General features: G+C 52.5%; 15 protein-coding genes. 5 read left to right on the top strand and 10 right to left on the bottom strand.

Features of this window, described 5'->3' with window-relative positions:
• Positions 1 to 343, bottom strand: a 343-nt coding sequence (locus tag HY879_16815; GenBank protein ID MBI5605002.1) for a DUF547 domain-containing protein, incomplete at its 3' end; no start/stop codon positions are given.
• 666 nt (positions 344 to 1009) lie between these two features.
• On the opposite strand from HY879_16815, the gene HY879_16810 reads away from it, so the two are divergent.
• Positions 1010 to 1342, top strand: coding sequence for a PilZ domain-containing protein (locus HY879_16810; GenBank protein MBI5605001.1), 333 nt, complete (start codon positions 1010 to 1012; stop codon positions 1340 to 1342).
• Positions 1343 to 1450: 108 nt separating this feature from the next.
• On the opposite strand, the gene HY879_16805 is transcribed toward HY879_16810, so the two are convergent.
• The 8 genes from HY879_16805 to HY879_16770 all read right to left on the bottom strand — a co-directional run bounded on the left by HY879_16805 (position 1451) and on the right by HY879_16770 (position 13118).
• Positions 1451 to 2707 (bottom strand): thiolase family protein, encoded by a 1257-nt coding sequence (locus HY879_16805; GenBank protein MBI5605000.1) that lies wholly within the window; start codon positions 2705 to 2707, stop codon positions 1451 to 1453.
• Positions 2708 to 2778: 71 nt separating this feature from the next.
• A complete protein-coding gene (locus HY879_16800; GenBank protein ID MBI5604999.1) occupies positions 2779 to 3324 on the bottom strand; it encodes a cupin domain-containing protein in 546 nt (181 codons plus the stop codon).
• A 36-nt stretch (positions 3325 to 3360) separates the two neighbouring features.
• Positions 3361 to 4554, bottom strand: coding sequence for a lipid-transfer protein (locus tag HY879_16795; GenBank protein ID MBI5604998.1), 1194 nt, complete (start codon positions 4552 to 4554; stop codon positions 3361 to 3363).
• A gap of 269 nt (positions 4555 to 4823) precedes the next feature.
• A complete protein-coding gene (locus HY879_16790; protein ID MBI5604997.1) occupies positions 4824 to 6428 on the bottom strand; it encodes an AMP-binding protein in 1605 nt (534 codons plus the stop codon).
• Between the two features lie 47 nt (positions 6429 to 6475).
• Positions 6476 to 8899 carry an RND family transporter gene (locus HY879_16785; protein MBI5604996.1) on the bottom strand — a complete coding sequence of 808 codons (2424 nt, stop codon included), beginning with the start codon at positions 8897 to 8899 and terminating at the stop codon, positions 6476 to 6478.
• Between the two features lie 22 nt (positions 8900 to 8921).
• A complete protein-coding gene (locus tag HY879_16780) occupies positions 8922 to 9995 on the bottom strand; it encodes a glycosyl hydrolase (GenBank protein ID MBI5604995.1) in 1074 nt (357 codons plus the stop codon).
• Positions 9996 to 10090: 95 nt separating this feature from the next.
• On the bottom strand, positions 10091 to 11437 hold the full coding sequence (locus HY879_16775) for a DUF1329 domain-containing protein (GenBank protein MBI5604994.1): 1347 nt from the start codon (positions 11435 to 11437) through the stop codon (positions 10091 to 10093).
• Between the two features lie 19 nt (positions 11438 to 11456).
• On the bottom strand, positions 11457 to 13118 hold the full coding sequence (locus HY879_16770) for a DUF1302 domain-containing protein (GenBank protein ID MBI5604993.1): 1662 nt from the start codon (positions 13116 to 13118) through the stop codon (positions 11457 to 11459).
• A 317-nt stretch (positions 13119 to 13435) separates the two neighbouring features.
• On the opposite strand from HY879_16770, the gene HY879_16765 reads away from it, so the two are divergent.
• The 4 genes from HY879_16765 (at position 13436) to HY879_16750 (ending at position 17757) form a co-directional block, all read left to right on the top strand.
• Entirely contained in the window at positions 13436 to 16177 is a 2742-nt protein-coding gene (locus tag HY879_16765; protein ID MBI5604992.1) for a hypothetical protein, read from the top strand.
• Between the two features lie 99 nt (positions 16178 to 16276).
• Positions 16277 to 16939, top strand: a complete 663-nt coding sequence (locus tag HY879_16760) for a class I SAM-dependent methyltransferase (GenBank protein MBI5604991.1) — start codon at positions 16277 to 16279, stop codon at positions 16937 to 16939.
• Positions 16940 to 17059: 120 nt separating this feature from the next.
• The gene (locus HY879_16755; GenBank protein ID MBI5604990.1) at positions 17060 to 17335 is read left to right on the top strand and encodes an AbrB/MazE/SpoVT family DNA-binding domain-containing protein; all 276 of its coding nucleotides are present in this window, start codon (positions 17060 to 17062) and stop codon (positions 17333 to 17335) included.
• Positions 17332 to 17757: a putative toxin-antitoxin system toxin component, PIN family gene (locus tag HY879_16750; protein MBI5604989.1), complete on the top strand. Its 426-nt coding sequence runs from the start codon at positions 17332 to 17334 to the stop codon at positions 17755 to 17757. The genes HY879_16755 and HY879_16750 overlap by 4 nt, the downstream gene beginning before the upstream one ends.
• Here the strand turns inward: HY879_16750 and HY879_16745 are convergent.
• Positions 17754 to 19445 (bottom strand): glutamine--tRNA ligase/YqeY domain fusion protein, encoded by a 1692-nt coding sequence (locus HY879_16745; protein MBI5604988.1) that lies wholly within the window; start codon positions 19443 to 19445, stop codon positions 17754 to 17756. The two genes, HY879_16750 and HY879_16745, sit on opposite strands and share 4 nt — an antisense overlap.
• Between the last annotated feature and the right edge of the window lie 115 nt (positions 19446 to 19560).

The following is a 19560-nucleotide window of genomic DNA, read 5'->3' as shown; positions in this document are numbered from 1 at the left end:
GACTGCCGAGATCTTTGATCGAGTGGATGGAAGGATAGGCGCTCAAGATCAGTTTGATGGTCCAGGAATTGTAAGCGTTGACGTAAAAAGCGAACTGTTCCTTTGGGGAAAGGGTCTTTGGGTCGACTTTCTCTAAAACACCGAGATATCGATCGAGCTTGGCCTCTTCCTTCTTGAATCCCTGATAATCCACTACCCCATTGGTAACATACTTCTGCAAGAGCTCGCCGTACATTCCATGATCGACACGGTCAGACGATAGGGCAAACGCCCCCCAAGATACCAGTCCTTGGATACCTATAATAATAAATCCGGCAAGGTATCGTATATTTGATTTTTTCATTTCAACCTTCTCCCCTCGGCACTTCTCGGCGATTTGGATTTTTATGATTGAAATAAATTAAGCTTCTTGCCTTTTTTTCCTTTTATTCCGTCTTGTTATGGGTATAATAGGAACTTTGATATCCCCGACCAGGAAGACTTTCCCTTAAATATTTTTGACTCGTTTTATTTTGTTCTATAATGTAATATCTGTAAGTATAATTTAAATTTGAATAATTTTCATGTAAATAGGATGAATCCTGTATTCTTTAAAACAAAATATACCCAACCCGGACCAGCCGGAACCAAAATTGGATATACGAAACATGTTAAATGTCTTGACTGGTTCCGGGTTAACGGCCTGTTCTTTAATAAATTCTATCCATTTTGCGTAGAAATTTATTCTTAAGTAACTAAGGGCCACTTTAATCGGTGGGTTCCGTTATCACTCCACCCACCCCGCATTTTGCCCCCTTTGGGGGCCATCTCTTCCGGGGAAACTCTCGGACGAGGCTTAGGTTCTAACGGAGTGCATTTGCGAATTTATCCCGCACTTTATTAAAGAAGTTGAGAGGCTTGTTTTTTGATGTTGTCCACCATGGCGACTAAGCTTTTTTGCAGGGCCGAACCGGGACCCCATCCTGGTTTATGATGAATCCACCCCTTGCGTCTGTTCGGAGGATCGAAAATGATCGAGGCAAACTCCAATCAGCAGGACCGGGACAGGAGGAAATCTCCCCGTATCCCCATGGGGGTCTCCATCCTTATCCCCCATCTTAAACTTAAATTACTCTGTCATAATCTGTCCCCGAAAGGGTGTTTTTTCCAAGTGGCGGACCTGGGTTCCGTCGGGCAGACTTTTTCCATCCTGATAGACCTCCCGGAGATTGGCATGATTCAGATAGAAGTCCGGGTCGCCCATAAGGGAAATGATGGAAAAGGATCAGGGCTTCAATTTATCTCCATGGCTCCGAAGGACGAGATCAAATTGGCCTATTTTTTGGAAATTTTTGAGAGCTGATGGAATATGTACCCCCTGTGATGCTGGATACTTGATACTGGATTTTATCAAGTATCGTTTGTTTTTATCCAAAATCCAGTATCGGCAGTTTAATCCAGGATGGTCCCCTTAGACCGCTCGTTCGAGAATCATCACCGAACAAACGGCCACATCCATCCCGACAAAGCCGCCGCCATTTTCCTGAAGGGCCAGTTCCACATCTTTGACCTGATTCGCTCCAGCCTCCCCGCGCAATTGCAATGAAAGTTCGTTGAGCATCATAATGCCGGTGGCTCCGACCGGGTGACCGCGGGACACCAGACCTCCGGAGGTATTGACCGCCACATCTCCATCGATCCGGGTAGCCCCGGAGGCCGTGAACGGTCCGCCTTGCCCCGGACGACACAGTTGCAGATCCTCGACAATAAGAATTTCCGCAATGGATGTGGCATCATGTAGCTCAACGACATCGATATCGCTGGGTTTGATCCCGGCCATCTGGTAAGCCCTGGCCGCCGCCGCCGCAGAGGCCCGATCATCCAGGGACTGACGATGGAACACCCCACCGGCAAAGGCGCTGGCCCGAATCTTGACGGCCCTTTCGCGGACGCCCGATGGAATGGATCTGAGATAGTCCCCGGAGCATAAAATGGCGGCCGCCGCCGCATCCCCGATCGGGGCACACATGGCCCGGGTCAGCGGCCAACTCACCATCCGGTCTTTCAGAACATCCTCCACGGTCATGTCAAAGTGGTACTGGGCACGGGGATTGTTAAGACTGTTTTTATGGTTCTTCGACGCCGCATGGGCGATATGGGTCTGGGTGGTGCCGTATTTTTTCATGTGCTCCTTGGCCAGCAGGGCATAAAAATCCATGGCGATGGAGCGGTCCGGACCGAAACGGATATCCGAGTCCGCTGCCCTGGCCGCCTTCTGCAGGAGGTCTCTCCACTCGGCACTCCCTTCATTATCCTCGGCCTTGGCCACAGCATCCAGCGTAACCCCGATTCCATCAGGGTGGTACATTTTCTCTATCCCTATGGCCATAGTGACTTCCGACTGCCCGGAGAGGATGTCTTTCCAGGCGTTGTGCACGGCGATGGAACCTGAGGCGCAGCCCCCCTCAACGTTAAAAATGGGCACCCTGGCCTGCAAAAGACCTTCGTTTTTCAAAGGGATGGTGAAAGCCTGCCCTTGCAAATAATACTGGTTGAATGTGAACGCCCCGGTATTGCTGAAATAACAGAGTTGGATGTCCTCCCCGTTTTCCATCCCGGCATCCTCTATAGCCCCCATAAAGGCCCGCCGGGTCAGCTCCTTGAAGCCGATATCCATATATTTTCTGACCGGTGTCCCGTAAATACCTATAATGTAGACGTCTCGCATTTCCTCGCCTCCTTTAAGAAATTTTAATTTTTTATTCTGAATTTATTCTGAATTCTGGATTCCAATTTCTTTTAATGCCCTCTCTGTTTTATGGCCTCAACCAGGACGGCGGCAAAAATGACCGGCTGATCGCCTCGATTGGCCCAGCCGTGTCTGGTGCCACGTTGGACGATGCAATCCCCCCCTTTTAACGTAACTTCACCGACGTCCATGATCATGGTGAGTTCTCCCGAAATCACAACCAGGTAATCAATGGAATCGGTAAAATGCATGGTTGGGTGTTTGGTGCGCTCCTGGGCCGTCAACTTGTTTTTGCTACCCAACGAATCCATGGCCGCATCCATATCGACCGCAGCAGACGATTTTTCTTCCGGAGGCAATTCGACTATCCGGAATATCGTACCATTCGGATCAGGATCATGTTTAAACGGCAGTGTTCCCCGATCAACATCGCCCCGGTTATCAACAGGGATCTCACTAGTTACCCACAAGTCGGTGACACCCGCACCGGGATAACTGGAAAATAAAAGAATATTTTGGGCTTCCCCATCGAACTGAACAACGGACTCTCCTTTTTCATTCACTCCAGTTACAACACGACGAATTTTAGCTACCATATTTTTCTCCTTTTCTAAGATATTTGATTTCCTTAATCACTGGCGCTGAAAAATATTGACGCAATAGGTACTGCCGACGCCGGCATTTTGCTGAAGGGCAATGCGCGCCCCTTCCACCTGCCTGGGGCCGGCCTGGCCGCGCAATTGCCAGGTAAGTTCGGTAATCTGAGCCAGCCCGGTAGCCCCGAGGGGGTGACCTTTGGATAAAAGCCCGCCCGATGGGTTGACCACCACCTGTCCGCCGTAGGTATTCCGGTCTTCCATCACAAACCGCTCCAGATCTTCTTCCTTGCACAGACCCAGACCGGAGTAATTGACGATCTCATTGCTGGTAAAACAGTCGTGCAACTCGATGACATCCACATCATCTGGTCCAAGACCGGCTTCTTCATAGGCTAGATTGGCGGAATCGCGGACCAGGCCCCGCAACATGATGTCGAGCGGATCACCTTCAAAATAATTCTGCCGGTCACTGACCCAGCCTTGTCCGGCTACGGAGATGTCTCTGCAGATAGCGTTTTTCGCAGCAAATTCTTCGTTACAAACGATGACCGCGGCGGCACCGCAACTGGGTGGGCAGGCATAGAATTTACGCAAACTGCGGAAAATCGGTGGCATGGCCAGGATGTCCTCCTCGGTAATCGGGTCGCGGAAAATGGCGTTGGGATTGCCCGCCGCATGACGGCGGGCCTTTACCGCAACGCGCGCCAGAGCCCGGTCGCTGATGCCATACCGTTCCTTCAGCAAATCAGTTTGGCAGCCGAACATCAGTATGGCTACCGGCGTTTTGAGTTCTTCGTCACTGAGGTAGGACAATTGGGCAATGGCCGCTATATGGCGGTCCTGCGGGCAGGGTTTGTCGGGGAAAATCATATCAAGGGCACCCGGAACCATCTGCTCGAAGCCGACCGCCAGGGCGCAATCCACGGCCCCGCTTTTAACCGCATCGGTGGCCAGGGCGAAGGCCGTGGAGCCGCTGGCGCAGGCTGTGCTGACATTGACCACAGGAATTCCGGTTATGCCCACGTGGTAGAGCGCCGCCTGACCGGAGCAGGTGTCCCCATAGACGTAGCTGGCAATAGCCCGCTGCACCTGTTTGTACTCGATGCCGGCATCCTTAAGGGCCGCTTGGGCTGCCTGAGCCCCCATGACATCATAGGTCTCACTTTTTCCTGGTTTCTTGAAAGGGATCATGCCGACCCCGGCGATAATCACCTTATTCTTATTCATGTCCTTCTCCTTTCTTAACTTACGGTTGTTGTTATAAGAATCGTTTGAATCCCTTCTAACCCCTCATGCCCTAAAATGCACCATGAAGCATGAAAATGGGGTCAGGGATTGGGGGTTAAGGGAAAAACATAAAACTGACTCCGAACTTTATTTTCCAGAGGGTACCACGAAGCGTAAAAATTGAAATTAAAAGAGCTTATAGGCAATGGGATTTTGCCGATCCCTGACCCCCGAAGCCCGATCCCCGAAGTTTATTTTCAAACTAAAGGTTACTTGAGCCATTTCCCGGATCGTGCATCATAGCAGCCCTGCCTTGGGTCTTCTTTCTCTTTCCTCAAATCTTTTTTAGAAATTTTGGCCCCGCCCAGGATGCGGGGAACAGGTCTATCCCGGTATTCGTAAAACCTCGGAATCTTGAATTTAGCCAGACGCTCCTCACACCACTTAATGATCTCTACAGGGGGAACCGTTTCGGCAGTCTCTCCTTCGACCAATACCAGAGAGGCCTTGATCTCTTCTCCCATCACCGGATCGGCCACTCCGATGACTCCCACATCCGCCACCTTAGGATGAGCAGCGATAACGCCTTCCACCTCGACCGAAGCCACATTTTCTCCTTTCGGTTTGAGGGTGTCTTTGATCCGGTCGTGAAACCAAAGGCAGCCGTCTTCATCCCGATAGCCGCCATCACCGGTGTAAAGCCAGCCATTCTTGATGGTTTCAGCGGTTTTTTCAGGATCCTTGTAATACCCTTTCATTAGCGCCGGCCCCCGTATGATGATCTCACCAACGACACCCGGCCGGGTATCCTCACCCTTTTCATTCACCACCCGAACCTCCGTGGAAAAGGGCAACGAAGGGGCCGGCCAGCCGATGGAACCTAACTTGATGGGGTGGGGCCCGCTGATAGGCGTCCCGGTGGCCAAGGCACATTCGGTGAGGTTATAAATCATGACCGCCCTGATTTTGAAACGATTCACCCATTTTTGTATCATCTCCGTTGGCCCCATGGCGTTATGGATGACGCGAACCGGGTTATTGGAATCACCGGGATCTTCCGGTTGCGCCAGCATAAGGGCCATGGCAGCACCGGCAAAATTAAAATGGGTTACCTGATAGTAGGTCGCCAATTTGAGATAATTGGAAGCGCTGAATTTATCGAGGAGGGCCAGACTACCGCCGCAGAACAGGCTGCCGACACAACTAAAGAAGAGGGCATTGGCATGGAATAATGGGAACCCGGTCATGGTCCGGTCCTTGGGTGTAAATCCAACCAGCCACATCCAGGAATGTCCGGCAGAGAGGATGTTTTGATGGGTCAGCATAACCCCCTTGGGCAGGGCGGTGGTTCCCGAGGTATACATATTGACCACCACATCATCCGGCTCAGGGAGGTTCGGTACATTTAGGGTGGTCGATGTGTTTTGGACAAAATCGTCCCAGGTAATCGATTCCCCGTCCGACCTTTCGCCGCCCACAACGACTATCTTCTCGAGGTTCCGGCATTCGGGTTTCAAAGACCGGATCAGGTCTTGAAAGGCCGGCTGGGTAATGCTTAAGACCGCATCGGCGTGATTGACGATAAAACCGACTTCCCCCTTGGTCAAAGCCAGGTTGGTCGGAGTCACAATCGCACCGATTTTGGCCGCAGCGAAGAAGGCAAAGAGAAACTCGGGACAATTGGCCAGATGGAGATTTACCGGCGTTCCATTTTTCACGCCCAATCGCAGCAATCCATTTGCCGCCTGGTTTACTTTTTCGTTTAATTTCCGATAGGAAATTCCCGTCTCTTTGAAGAGAAGATAGATTTTATCTGAAAATTGGTCCGTCCTCTTCTCTAAAAGTCCCCCTAATGTCGTTGACTCGTAGTCCATTTTTTAGGTCTCCTTTAAAAAAATATTTATTCGCATCAGTTATTTTCCTAGGTGACCCTGGTCCGGAGCAGAAAATGGGACAAAGCCGGAATAAATATGAGGGCCCCGATCATATTCCAGAGGAACATGAAGGTCAGCAATATTCCCATATCGGCCTGGAATTTGATCGGCGAGAACACCCAGGTGATGACCCCGGCAGCCAGCGTAATGCCCACCAGTCCGACCACCTTGCCGGTAAACCGGACCGCCCGTTTATATGCCTCGCCAAGCGACAGGCCTGCCCGCTGTTGGGCTAATTGCACGCTCAAAAGATAAAGGGCGTAATCCACCCCAATGCCCACTCCCAGAGCGATCACCGGGAGGGTGGCGACCTTTACACCGATGCCGAGGGCCACCATCAGGGCTTCACAGAGGATCGTGGTGAGGATGAGTGGCACCACCGCCACCAAAACCGCACGCCAACTGCGGAAGGTGATAAAACAGAGCAGGATGACCGCTGCATAGACATAGAGCATCATGGTGTGATTGGCCTGCCGGACAACGATATTGGTAGCCGCTTCGATCCCGGCGTTGCCCGCAGCCAGGAGAAACTGGCGATCCCGATCACTATGCTTTTCCGAGAATGCGGCGGCCACCTTGATTACCCGGTCCAGGGTCTCCGACTTGTGGTCGGAAAGATAGGCAATCACCGGCATGACCGAGCCCTCCACGTTTAAAAAGTCCGGAGTGAAGGTTACCGCCAGATTGCCGGCGTAATTTAGTTCTTTCTGATTGCGGGAGATGGCCAGCCATTTGGGACTCCCCTCGTAGGTGCCGGCCGTGACCTGTCGCACCGCATCGGCCAGGGAAGTAACGGTCTGGACCCTGGGCACCTGGCGCAGAGCCCAGGCCAGACGGTCGGCCTCAATGAGGGTCTCGTACTTCATGACCCCATCCGGCGGGGTTTTGACGATCACGGCGAACTGATCACTGGAGAGTCCGTAATTGGCGATCATATAGGCGTTGTCCCGGTTGTAGCGCGAATCCGGTCGGAGTTCGGGCGCCCCGGGGTCCAAATTCCCGATCTTAAGATGGACGCTCATAGCCAGGCCGAAACCGGCCAGCAAGGCCGCAAAGGCCACCGCACCGATGGCCCAGCGTCGCTCGGTGAACCGGCAGAGAAAACTCCAGATGGCCCCGGCTCCCTTTGGTCGGCTTTCCTCTTTCTCCATCCGGAGGCTGCGCTGGGCTGCAGCCGGACTCACCCCGATAAAAGAAAGGAGTACCGGCAAGAGCATGAGGTTGGTGAAGATGAGCACCGCCACCCCGAGACTGGCGAAAAGGGTCAGGTGCCTGATTACCGGAATGTCGATCAACATCAGCACGGCAAATCCGACCGCATCGGCCAAAAGGGCCGTCAGCCCGGCCAGAAAGAGCCTGCGAAAGGTATATCGGGCGGCCACCAGCCTGTGGGTGCCCCGGCCCACGTCCTGCATGATGCCGTTCATCTTCTGGGCACCGTGGGACACGCCGATGGCAAAAACCAGAAACGGCACCAGGATGGAATAGGGGTCGAGGTCAAAGTCGAAGGTCGCCACCAGCCCTATCTGCCAGAGCACAGCGATCAACGAGCAGACGATCACCAGCACTGTGCTGCGGATGCACCGGGTGTAAAGAAAGATGACCAGAACGGCGATAACGGCGGCCACCAGGAAATAGATCATGACCTTCATCAGGCCTTCGATCATATCCCCCATGATCTTGGCAAAGCCGATGATGTGGACCTTAATCTTACCGGCCTTACTTTTATCGCCTTTTTCATAATTGGCCCGGATGTGTTTCTCCAGGTGACGGGAGAGGGCGCGGTAATCAAGCCGGCGTCCGGTGTCGGGGTCCAGGTCCAGTAGCGGCACCGTAATCATGGACGATTTAAGGTTATTGGCCACCAGACTGCCGATAATACCCGCCCGGCCGATGTTTTGCCTGAGTTGATCGATAGTCTTTTCCGACCCGTCATAGTTATCCGGCATGACCGGTCCGCCGGTGAAACCTTCCTCGGTAAGTTCCTTCCAGCGCACCAATGGCGTCCAGAGGGATTTCAACCAGGCCCGATTCACCCCAGGGGTAAGAAAAAGCTCATCATTAATCTGTTTCAGGACCTCCAGATACTCCGGATCGAAGATATCCGTCCGGGTATTCTCCACCACCACCCGCAGGGAATTACCGAGCCCCCGCAAATTGTTTTTATTATCCAGATAGTTCTTGATATAGGGTTGACTCTGGGGAATCATTCTCTCGAAGCTGGCGTTGATGACGATCTTTCGGGCCTGAAAGGCCAGGATCAGGGTGATGAGAGCACAGGCGATGATCAAAGGCACCCGGTTGTTAAAAATCAGCCTTTCAAGCCTGTTTCCGGACCTGATATCGAAATCGTTCAGGTCCTGTACTACCGGCATTTCATCAATTTTATCTTTGTCCGTCCCGACATCCATTTTCAGTTCTCCCAAGCTATGGCTACCTGAACCGTTTCGATTGCAAGCCTAAAAGTCCGACTAATAACAGGGTTTCCCTGTCGAGGGCTACGATCGCCGATGCCGGAACGGGTCGCCCCGTCTTGACCGGATCGAAGCTACGGCCGTCGTCGCAGCTCACGAGAAGCTGTCCACCCTGACTGACTAACAGGATACATCCGTCTTCGGTCAGGGTAGCTCCATTGAGACCCGCTTGTACCCTGGTCTCCACCTTCTGCCAGTGGGCACCGTTGTCCAGACTGCGGAAAGCATGGCCCCGCAGTCCGAAGACGATCACCTTACCCGGCTTGCCCGTAATCCCGAAGAAGGTCCCTTTATGCGGAACGGTACAGAGACGGAATCGTCGACTTTGCCGATCAAGCTTTAATACCAGTCCTTGCTCTCCGCAGATGAACAGGTCCTGGCCGATCCGGCGAACAGCATAGAGGTGCAGCCGTTTGGGGTTCTCGGTTCGATCAAACCAGGGCTCCCAGGTTCGACCGCCGTCGACGGTCTGAAAAATGAGATTGAAGGTGCCGACGATGAAACCGGTTTTCTCGTCATCGAACCAAACGTCCAGGAAGGGTTTATCCGGTCCTTCCTGCTCAAATTGTTTCACCTCATTCATAAAGCGTTGCCTGGCCTCGGCGCCGCCGTGAAGATCCTTGGGCGGATGTTCAGTGTAATGGCTTATCATGACCCGGGCCGCTTCCCGGCCGTCGAACTGCCTGGTCCAGGTGACACCCTTATCCGGGCTGTGCAGTACCACGCCTTCATGCCCAACCGCCCATCCTTTCTCGGGAGATGGAAAATGAACGGCCGCCAGATCGGAGCTGACCGGAACCTGTGCCTGGGACCAACTCTTCCCCTGGTCGTCCGAATAAAGAATGTGGCCCCGCCAGCCGACGCTGACTAACCGTTTGCCGGCCCTTGTGACTCCGTTAAGCAGTGTTTTTTGGGCCAGGGTGCTTTTCAAGGCCGGTGTATCCAGCACATCCTTAAAGCCGGAGGCCCCGGAACGGACGGTAACCGCTAAGGCCGCAATCATCAAGGGGAGGGCTAAAAGTCGTGGAATCATTTTGGTCTCCTGAATGCAGGCTTGTGGTCTCAATGCAAGTCGATCAAGGCAATCCCGACCGATACGATTCACCGGGATTGCCTTGCCCATCCCCTTTAGCGAAGGCCGCTGCCGGCCAGTCCATCGGGGCTGAACTCCACGTCCCGCAATTTATTGGTGTATTTGATGCCTTTCCGGGGCCAGAAGTTGACTGCATAGGAGTGGGCGATCAGGTCGTAATAGGTTTGCATGTCCGCGCTGGGCGCCGGCAGGTCATAGCTCGGCGACATATAGGCCAAGCCCATACGATACATATTGCCCCGCTTGTCGTATTCATCCGAGGCCAGGGCCGTCCAGGAATCTTCATCCAGGTAGTAGGTACGCTTACTGTAGATATGCCGCTTTCCTTCAGCCAACGTTCCTTCCACCACCCAAACCCGGTGCAGTTCCCAACGGACCAGGTCCGGATTCAAATGTTTCGGCGTCAGGACCTGTTTCATGTCCCCTTGAAAGTAAGACAATTTATAGTTGTTGTACGGAACATAAATTTCCTTTTTACCGATAAGCTTGAAGTTGAACCGCTCCATTGATCCATTAAAGAGAAAAGTGTCATCATAGCAGCTTCCGCCGGCTGTTCCGGGATTGGGGGTATCGAAGGCAATGTCCGGCGCCAACCTCACCCGGCGTTGACCGGGGAGATACTGCCAGGCTCGCCGTCCTTTTTCCGTATAATCAAGCGGTTCCAAGATAATAACGGCCTCCCCGGCCCGGCGGGGAGGTCCCGTATATAAGGCCTTCATCCTGTAGAAGTAATCCACTTTCATTTTACCGGTATCATAGAAGGGGTAATCAAAAATAAAGGTAGCGATCAACGATAATGACGGAATACCGGCCGAATCGATATTATAGGATTCGAAGTTGATAGTGTAGGCGTCCCCGGAAAAACGGGTCAGATGGTTCCACATGGCCTCATAGCCATCTTTCGGTATCGGGAAAGGATACCCGGCATGGGCGTTTTGCAACGACAAACCTTCTCTGGCGGTTTTGGCCTTTAGGGCGTTCTTTACCGTATTGGCAGCGACGAACTCCGGAAAGGCCACCGTCCGGTGGGTTTTATAAATGTCAATGCGGAAGCTCGGGTATTTTTTCATCAAGGCCTTCGTGCCTTCGGTTAATTTATCGGCATATTGGGCTATATTCTTGGCATCGATCGAAAATAAAGGCTTTTCGCCCATGAACGGATCGGGGCGTAAACCGGAACCCTTTACATAACCCGCCGGGGGATTGATCAGCCCGCCGGTATATTCAGGAATCGACCCTTCAGCGTTTCCGGCCTTTACGGCACCGATCGGCGTCAACGTCGTGCCCAGTTTTTTGGCCTCTTCTTGGCTGACCGCCCCGATAGCCCATCCCGCACAAACCAACACCAAGGCAACTGCTATCATGTATTTTCGAATGATCATGACTTTTTCCCTCCTTTTCCTAAAAGGTAACTTTGAAAGTAAAGGTGACCATGCCGCGGTCACTGAGCAAGGCCAGGGGACCATTGGCCACGGTGACGGCACCTGTCGGCCCGGTAACGTAGTCTCCAATAAAATCGATGTACTTGAGGTCGAATCTATATTTGCTATAGGCATCCAGGGAAACCCCGAGGCTATAGTTCCCGGCATTCTCATTGCCGCCCAGGGTGATGGCCGAGTTCCCAAACAAACCCCGGCTGTAGGAAAGCGGCATCGACAGGTCCATCCCCGGAAAGACCTGATACCAGGTAGGCGTGAAATTGATTCCAAAGCCTGCATAGTCCGGGGTGACGAGATCGATGGCCGTATAACCGCCCCGTCCTTTAAAATATTGGAGCCCCTGGGTCACGGTGTCCCAGCGGCTCCAGGTAAACTCCAGACTCCAGGCGGCCAGATCACACAACGGCGGCGTTACAATCCCGACAAAGTTGACTAACCCGTGCCAGGTGTTGCCCCTGGCCCCCAGGGTCTCCCCCTCGGCCGGACGCTGGGTGCTCGCTACCGCATCACTGATCAGCGGCATATTTTTCCGGTAAGATACCTCCGCACCAACGCTGATCCCGAGGATTTGCTTGGCCAAGCTCAGGCCGTACAAATCGATGGAATCCCCATAAACAAAAAAGTATTGGCCTTTCGCCGGGTTCAATTGCGTTTGGGGCAATTTGTCGGAAAGACGACGATAGTAGGCACCGATTGTCCCGTCGAGCCACTGAGGCGTCCAGCGGGCCGACAACCCCCAGTCCTTCTTGCCGCTGGGTTGAATATCGTTACCATGAATGAATCTCACAGGGCCGGCTATGAGCGATTCCCCTCCCTGCAACAGCACGTCGGAAAAACCGAGATAGGCGCCGGCTTCAGGTAATCGATAGGGCTCCCATTCCAGGAAGTATTGAGCGGCAACAGAGAATTTATCGGTAAGTTGCGCTTGCGTCGAGACATTGAAAAGGGGACGGAATAACTCTTTAGCCTCTGAACCCGGCACGGCAAAGGCCTTTAAGGTATCGATGGGCATCTGGGCATAGGAAACGCTATGGATCGCCCCGGAAAACAACAAGCTTTCACCCCAATAAACCGTATGCCGGCCGACCTTGAGATTCACCGGGACGGCCCCGAGATCGAATTTGCCGAAGGCAAAGGCATCGAGCAACTCTCCGTCAGGTCCTGCAAAATATCTTTTGGTCACATTATGCAACCCCAGGGCCGGACGTCCGTTTTCCAGATGATTGGAGGTGGCCACAGAGTTGTTATCCAAAGAACCATGATACCGTTGATCATACCAGCCGGCTGCGCTGAAACGGGCGCCGAACCTCTTTTTAATTTGTATATCGAATTCGGACAGGATATCGATCCGATTCGATACGATTCCTTTGTTAAAGTTTCGGTCCCCGTCATCGGCATTGGGGAATTTAAGAATTGCGTTGTCCTGACCTTTGGTCCGATATCCGAAGTTGTACTTAAAAGTGTTATCCCAGCGAAGGTCGAGATCCTCTATCCCGGTCTTGATCTCAAAGGCCCCGACAGTGCCGCTGAGTACCAAAAGACCGGCTAAGGCCATCGTAATCCATCGGAGCCTCATCCCCGGAAGTCCCCTCGACTGTTTTCTTAACCCTTTCGTTTTACCCATTTCCCTCTTCCTCCTTTCCACCAATTTAGTAGGTTAGATCATATGGAAGAGGGGGTTAATTTTCACCGCCCGAATAGACTGAAATGATCATAATTATCTACCCGTCCGAATTGCCGGTATGAACCGTTCCTCGGGAATATCTCTTTTGAATCAGACTTATTAAAAATGTCCGAAAGCAATAATCGGGCGGGGTGGAAGGTGTCCATTGTCATTGACTAATTCCGGGAACTATACTATAGGTTTAAAAATAGACGGGAACTCGAATAGGATGAAACCTATTTCATTTTTAGAACAATCCCCGAAATCCACTAAGGTCGATGGCTAAAAAAAAATCTTTTGTCCAGCCTATATTTCAGTCCAAGCTGAATCCACCTATCAGCAGCCGTGTTTCAGTCCCCCGAGCCCGGCTTATCGATCAGTTGAAATCCGCCCGGCAGGCCAAGTTGATCTTGTTATGCGGTCCAGCCGGATTCGGCAAAACGACCCTAATGGTTCAGTGGCTGAACTGCCTGCATGAACAGGGGATCCCTACTGCCTGGCTGGCCCTTGACGAAGCGGACAATGACCCTGGTCGTTTTCTCACCTATCTTATCGGAGCCATACAGAAAAACATTCCCAGTTTCGACCTCACCGGACTGGAGCCGAGCCTGATGAACGCCGGACATGCTTCAACCGGATTACTCTTATACGTATTGGAACGCTTGTCTGCTTTCCCCGCCTCTCTCACCCTCTTTCTGGACGACTTCGGAGTCATTCAATCACCGGAGGTGCTCAATATAGTCCAGCAGCTTCTTCACCATCTTCCGGCGGATAAACAGTTGATCATCGCCCTCAGGCAGATTCCGGCACTTCGGATCGAAAGGATTCGAGCTCAAGGAGAACTTCTTGAGATCGATTTTAAAGGATTACAATTCTCTCGCGATGAAACGGAACAATTCATTCGGCAGACACAAGGTCTGGACCTGGATGAAAACGAAATAGAATATTTGTACCAGGTTACCGAGGGATGGGCTGCGGGACTTCAGCTCTCCACCCTTTCCTCGATATGGCGAAAAAATCAGGAGAACAGCAATCAAACCCATTCCTGGGCCGCCGGCAAGGTTTATGACTACCTGGCGGAAGAAGTCCTGACTCGCCAGCCGGAAAAAATCCAATCGTTCCTCCTTAAAACAAGCATTCTCAAAAGGCTGACCGGCCCGCTCTGCAATAGACTCACCGGTCGAAGCGACGGATATGAGACGCTGGATTACCTGGAGAAGGCCAACATTTTTCTGGTCCCTCTGGATGCGGAACGTCGCTGGTATCGTTACCACGGCCTTTTTGCCAAATTCCTCCGGACCAGGCTCGAACGGGAGGGAGACCAAGATGGTATAGACCTCCATCGGGCCGCGAGCGAATGGTACGCTGCTGTGGGTGAGATTCAGGAGGCAGCCGAACATGCCATGTCAGCCGGCGATGTGGAGTATGCCGCGAACCAGATGGAAGGTTGCGCTTTTGATCTGGTGAGGAACGGTCTGACGGCGACCATAGTCGAATGGGGGGAATGGCTGCCGAAAACTGTTCTTGCCCGTCACCCGGTCTTGCATCTCGCCTACACCTATGCCCTGATCGTCAGACACAAACCCGAAAAAGCGCTGGAGGTACTGGATCAGTTAGGGCATCATGGGGAACAGTCCCATATTGACGACCACATCAATAGAGATCTTTATAATCTCCGGATATTAGCTCTATCGGTACAGGACAAGATGAAGGAATGCGAACAGGTAACAACGGACGCTCTGGCCGAACTCGACGTCTTACACCTGGATCGGCAAATACGATTTCTCCCGACCCTATTCCATATCGCCGGGTTATTGAAAATAACCGTTGGTCGATTTGAAGAGGCCCTTGAGTATACCTGGCAATCAGCCCAACTCGTCAGCCGGACGACCGGAGTAATGCTGTTATTCAACAAGTTTCTTGAACAGGCTATCGGTTTCACCCAGGGAAAACTCAATGAAGTGCTGGCGGTCACCCATTCCGCTCTTGACGAAACCAAATCCAGCCCTTCCCGGTTTTCCGGTGGTGGGACGGCCGTTGCGGTGCTTCAGGCCGAGATCCTCTATGAAAAAAACGAGTTGGCCAAGGCGGAAAAGTTGCTCCTTACTTATAATACCATGGTGCAGATCGCTATCCCGGACGTCATGATCATGGGACTACGGACTTTGGCCCGAATTCGTGCGGCCTATGGTGACTTTACCGGCGCGCTCAGATATCTTACCCAACTGGAACGGCTTGGTGCCGAAAGAGGGCTTCCACGGGTCTCGGCGACAGCCCGTCAGGAACGCATACGCATTGCCCTTCAGCGTGGCGAACCGGAACGGGCCCTGGAGATTTCCCGGCATCATGATGACCGAATAATATGGCTGTCTTTTGAGGGGCGTTGTATGATCGGCAACAACCCTGAGACACCGGAAATCACCCGCCTACGATTGATGATGGGACGGGGGCAGGCCCGGAAAGTTTTAGAGCCTTTGAAGAATGAGTTAAGCAAGGCGGAAAGTTTGGGATTCGTTCGTCAGGGCCTTCTGCTGCGTATCCTTATAGCCAAGGCCATGGAGTCCTGTGAAGAAAAAAGACAGGCCCTTCGGGTATTAAGGGATGCACTGATAATGGCCCAGGGTGAAGGGTTCATCCGGAGCTTTGTGGATGAGGGAGACCCGATTCCCAAGATGATCCGGGAAATACACAAATTTGCCGCGTCCGCCGGGATGATAGGGCGGGGAAGTATCTCTGTGGAATATCTCGACCGGATTCTCCTGGCCATCGGGGAGGTCACACCCTGTTCCATCAGTCCCAAAACCGATCAGGGATCCACCCCCCCGGAACCCCTTACCGGCCGGGAGATCGATATCTTGGAGAAAGTGGCTATGGGGCTTTCCAACGAGGATTTAGCCGATCAATTGTGCATTTCCATCCATACCGTCCGGTTTCACCTCCGCAACATTCATTGGAAGTTAGGGGCCCATAATCGAACCCAGGCCGTGGCCCTGGCCCGCAATTTTGGTTATATCCGGTGATGGGATTTTTACAGGGATCGGGACTAATTTCCATTCTCCGGGCCAACGAGTCAGGATGATTTTGGAGAAAAATGACTATTACACTGATTGAGGTGACCGATGGGACAAAACCTTAAAGGATTCGTCATGGCCCTGGTCGGGGGATTGATCAGCTTCGGCCTCGTCGGCTTTTTATCGGCCCAGCAGACAGGTAATCCTTCCGATCTGGATAGCCGGGTTACACGCTTCTTAGAGGAGAACAGAAACGCCTGGTCTGATTTGAACGTACCTTACGTCGATGGACAAGTTCTTTATTCCCTGGTGCTCAAGGGCCATTTCAAAAATATCCTGGAAATCGGCACGTCAACCGGACATTCGACCATCTGGCTGGCCTGGGCGGCTTCTAAAACCGGCGGCCGGGTCACCACTATTGAAATCGATCGCGGGCGGCATGAAAAGGCCCTGGTCAATTTCAAAAAAGCCGGGGTGTCCTCCTATATCGATGCCCGCCTGGCCGACGCCCACGAGCTTATTCCCCGGCTCCCAGGCCCCTATGACTTCGTCTTCTGTGATGCCGAAAAGGAGGGCTATCTTAAGTATTTCCTCGATCTGGAAGGCAAGTTAAGCCCCAACGGCTGCTTTACGGCCCACAATGTTTCGTGGACCCACGATCCCCACATCAAAAAATTCCTGGATCGCGTGAAAAGCCATCCCGGATTCCGGACCGTCATTGAACAGGGCGGCGGAGAGGGCATCTCCGTCAGTTGCCGGGATAAAAATTAAAAAAAGGCCTCAGACATGAAAAAGCCAGCCCATGACAGGGATTCCCTGACGAATTTTTCTGTTGACTATAACCTCTCATGGTGTAAAATCTTAAATTAAGAGATTTAGAGAGGAGGGTCTATGTCATTGGTAAAAGTAAAGCGGTTCGCTCAGGTGACAATCCCTGCCGATATCCGCAGGAAGGCCCATATCGAGCAGGGCGATTTCATCGAGGTATCCTATGAGACCGGACAGATCATCATGACTCCGAAACGGGTTTCCGATAAAACCGTAGATTGGGCGCGGAAATTCGACGAAACCCTCGGGAGTGTAAGGGAAACGGCGAAAAGGGCTGGTATAACCGCAAAGAAGATCGATGAGGCCGTCAAGACCGCCCGGAAGAAGGCGGCCCGTTGAGGGCGGTTATAGATACCAACATTTTCCTGGCCGGGTTGCTCAATGCCGAGGGCGGCGCGGCAAAAATCATTCAAGCCTTCCGGGACGGAGAGTTTCATCTCGTTGTCACACCGGGGGTGTTTGATGAATATGTCCGAGTCCTTCATCTCTTCGATAACGCCATTCCCGCGTCCCAGAGCGAGGAATTACTCGAACTTGTTTTTGAAAAGGCCGTTAAAGTCAGACCGGCAGCGGCCAGCGGGTTGTGTAAGGACGGGGATGATGAAAAGTTTATTTCCGCCGCCCTGGCCGGCCATGCGGCCTTACTGGTGACCAAAAACAAAAAACATTTCCCCAAGGAGGTCTCTTCGATAAAGATCGTAACTGTGCGGGACTTCCTTCGGGAGATCGAGCGACTGCGGGTTGAGGCGATTAGAATCTAACTTTTCTCCCCCTTCTCAATCTTGGCCCAGGAATCCTTTAAAGGCACCGTACGGTTGAAGACCAATCTGCCGGCCTTCATCTCCACGGGATCGACACAAAAATACCCCTGCCTTTCGAACTGAAAAAGCATCCCCGGAGCGGCCCCGGCCAGAGCGGGTTCCAACTTGCTGGCGGTCAAGGTGACCAAAGAATTAGGATTCAAGACCCTGGTAAAATCTCCCTCCTCCACATCTTCAGGATCGGACTTCAGGAACAGGTGCTCGTATAAACGAACTTCGGCCTCAACCGCCCGGGCGGCCGATACCCAGTGTAAAGTCGCCTTGACTTTGCGACCGTCCGGTGAATCCCCCCCGCGGGTGGCCGGATCATAGGTGCAATGGAGTTCGGTGACCTCTCCGGTCTGTTCATCCCTAACCACACCGACGCAGGTAATAAAATAGCCATACCGCAAACGAACCTCCCGGCCCGGAGCCAGACGGAAGAATTTTTTGGGCGGGTCTTCCCTGAAATCATCGGCTTCAATGTAAAGGACCTTGGAAAAAGGCACCATCCTGGTCCCCATAGCGGGATCTTCCGGATTATTAACGGCCTCGAGTTCTTCTACCTGATCCTCAGGATAATTGTCTATGACCACCTTGAGGGGCCGCAGTACCGCCATGACCCGCTGTGCCCGCTTATTCAGGTCCTCCCGCAGGCAGTGCTCCAGCAGGGCGATATCCACCACGCTGTTGCTCTTGGCCACCCCGATCCGATCACAAAAATTTCGCAGCGATTCCGGAGTATAGCCCCGCCGGCGCAAACCGGAAATCGTCGGCATCCGGGGGTCGTCCCAGCCGGAAACAAGCCCTTCCTGGACCAGTTTTAAAAGCTTGCGCTTGCTCATGACCGTATAGGTCAGATTTAAACGGGCGAATTCGATCTGCCGCGGATGGTGAATCTCCAGGGCCTCCAAAAACCAGTCATAGAGCGGTCGATGGTCTTCAAACTCCAGGGTGCAGATCGAGTGCGTGATGCCTTCCAGGGAATCGCTCTGTCCGTGGGCGTAATCATAACTGGGATAGATACACCATTTATCCCCGGTCCGATGATGGCTGGCCTTCAAAATCCGGTACATGACCGGATCCCGCATATTGATATTCGGGTGGGACATATCGACCTTGGCCCGTAAGGTTCGAGTCCCTTCATCAAATTCACCAGCCCGCATGCGGGTAAATAAATCCAGGTTTTCCTCTCTGGAGCGATTTCGAAAGGGACTTTCCTTGCCCGGCTCGGTCAACGTTCCCCGGTATTTGCGGACCTCATCGGGGCTCAGGTCACAGACATAGGCCTGGCCTTTTTCGATTAACTGCAGGGCAAATTCATAAAGGTGATCAAAATAATCCGAGGCATAGAATTCCCGATCATCCCAACTGAATCCCAACCAGCGTACATCCTCTTTAATCGAGTCCACATATTCCACTTCCTCTTTGGTGGGATTGGTGTCGTCAAAACGTAGATTGCAATACCCCCCGAATTCTTTGGCCAACCCGAAGTTGAGACAGATGGACTTGGCATGGCCGATATGGAGATAACCGTTGGGTTCGGGTGGAAAACGGGTATGGACCCGGCCCTGATTTTTATTATTTTTTAAATCCTCTAAAATGATCTCTTTGATAAAATGGGAAGAAACCGGGGCATTATTGGACATGGTAAAAACTCCTCAGAAATATTTTATTAAACCCCATGCCCCGCGGGGCACCCGCGAAGCATGAAAATAGGTTCAGGGCTCAGGGTTCAAAAGGTTTTTCATATTTGAAACTTGC

The sequence above is a fragment of the Deltaproteobacteria bacterium genome (assembly GCA_016219225.1).
GTDB lineage: Bacteria > Desulfobacterota > RBG-13-43-22 > RBG-13-43-22 > RBG-13-43-22 > RBG-13-43-22.
This window is presented reverse-complemented; position numbering and strand designations above follow the sequence as displayed.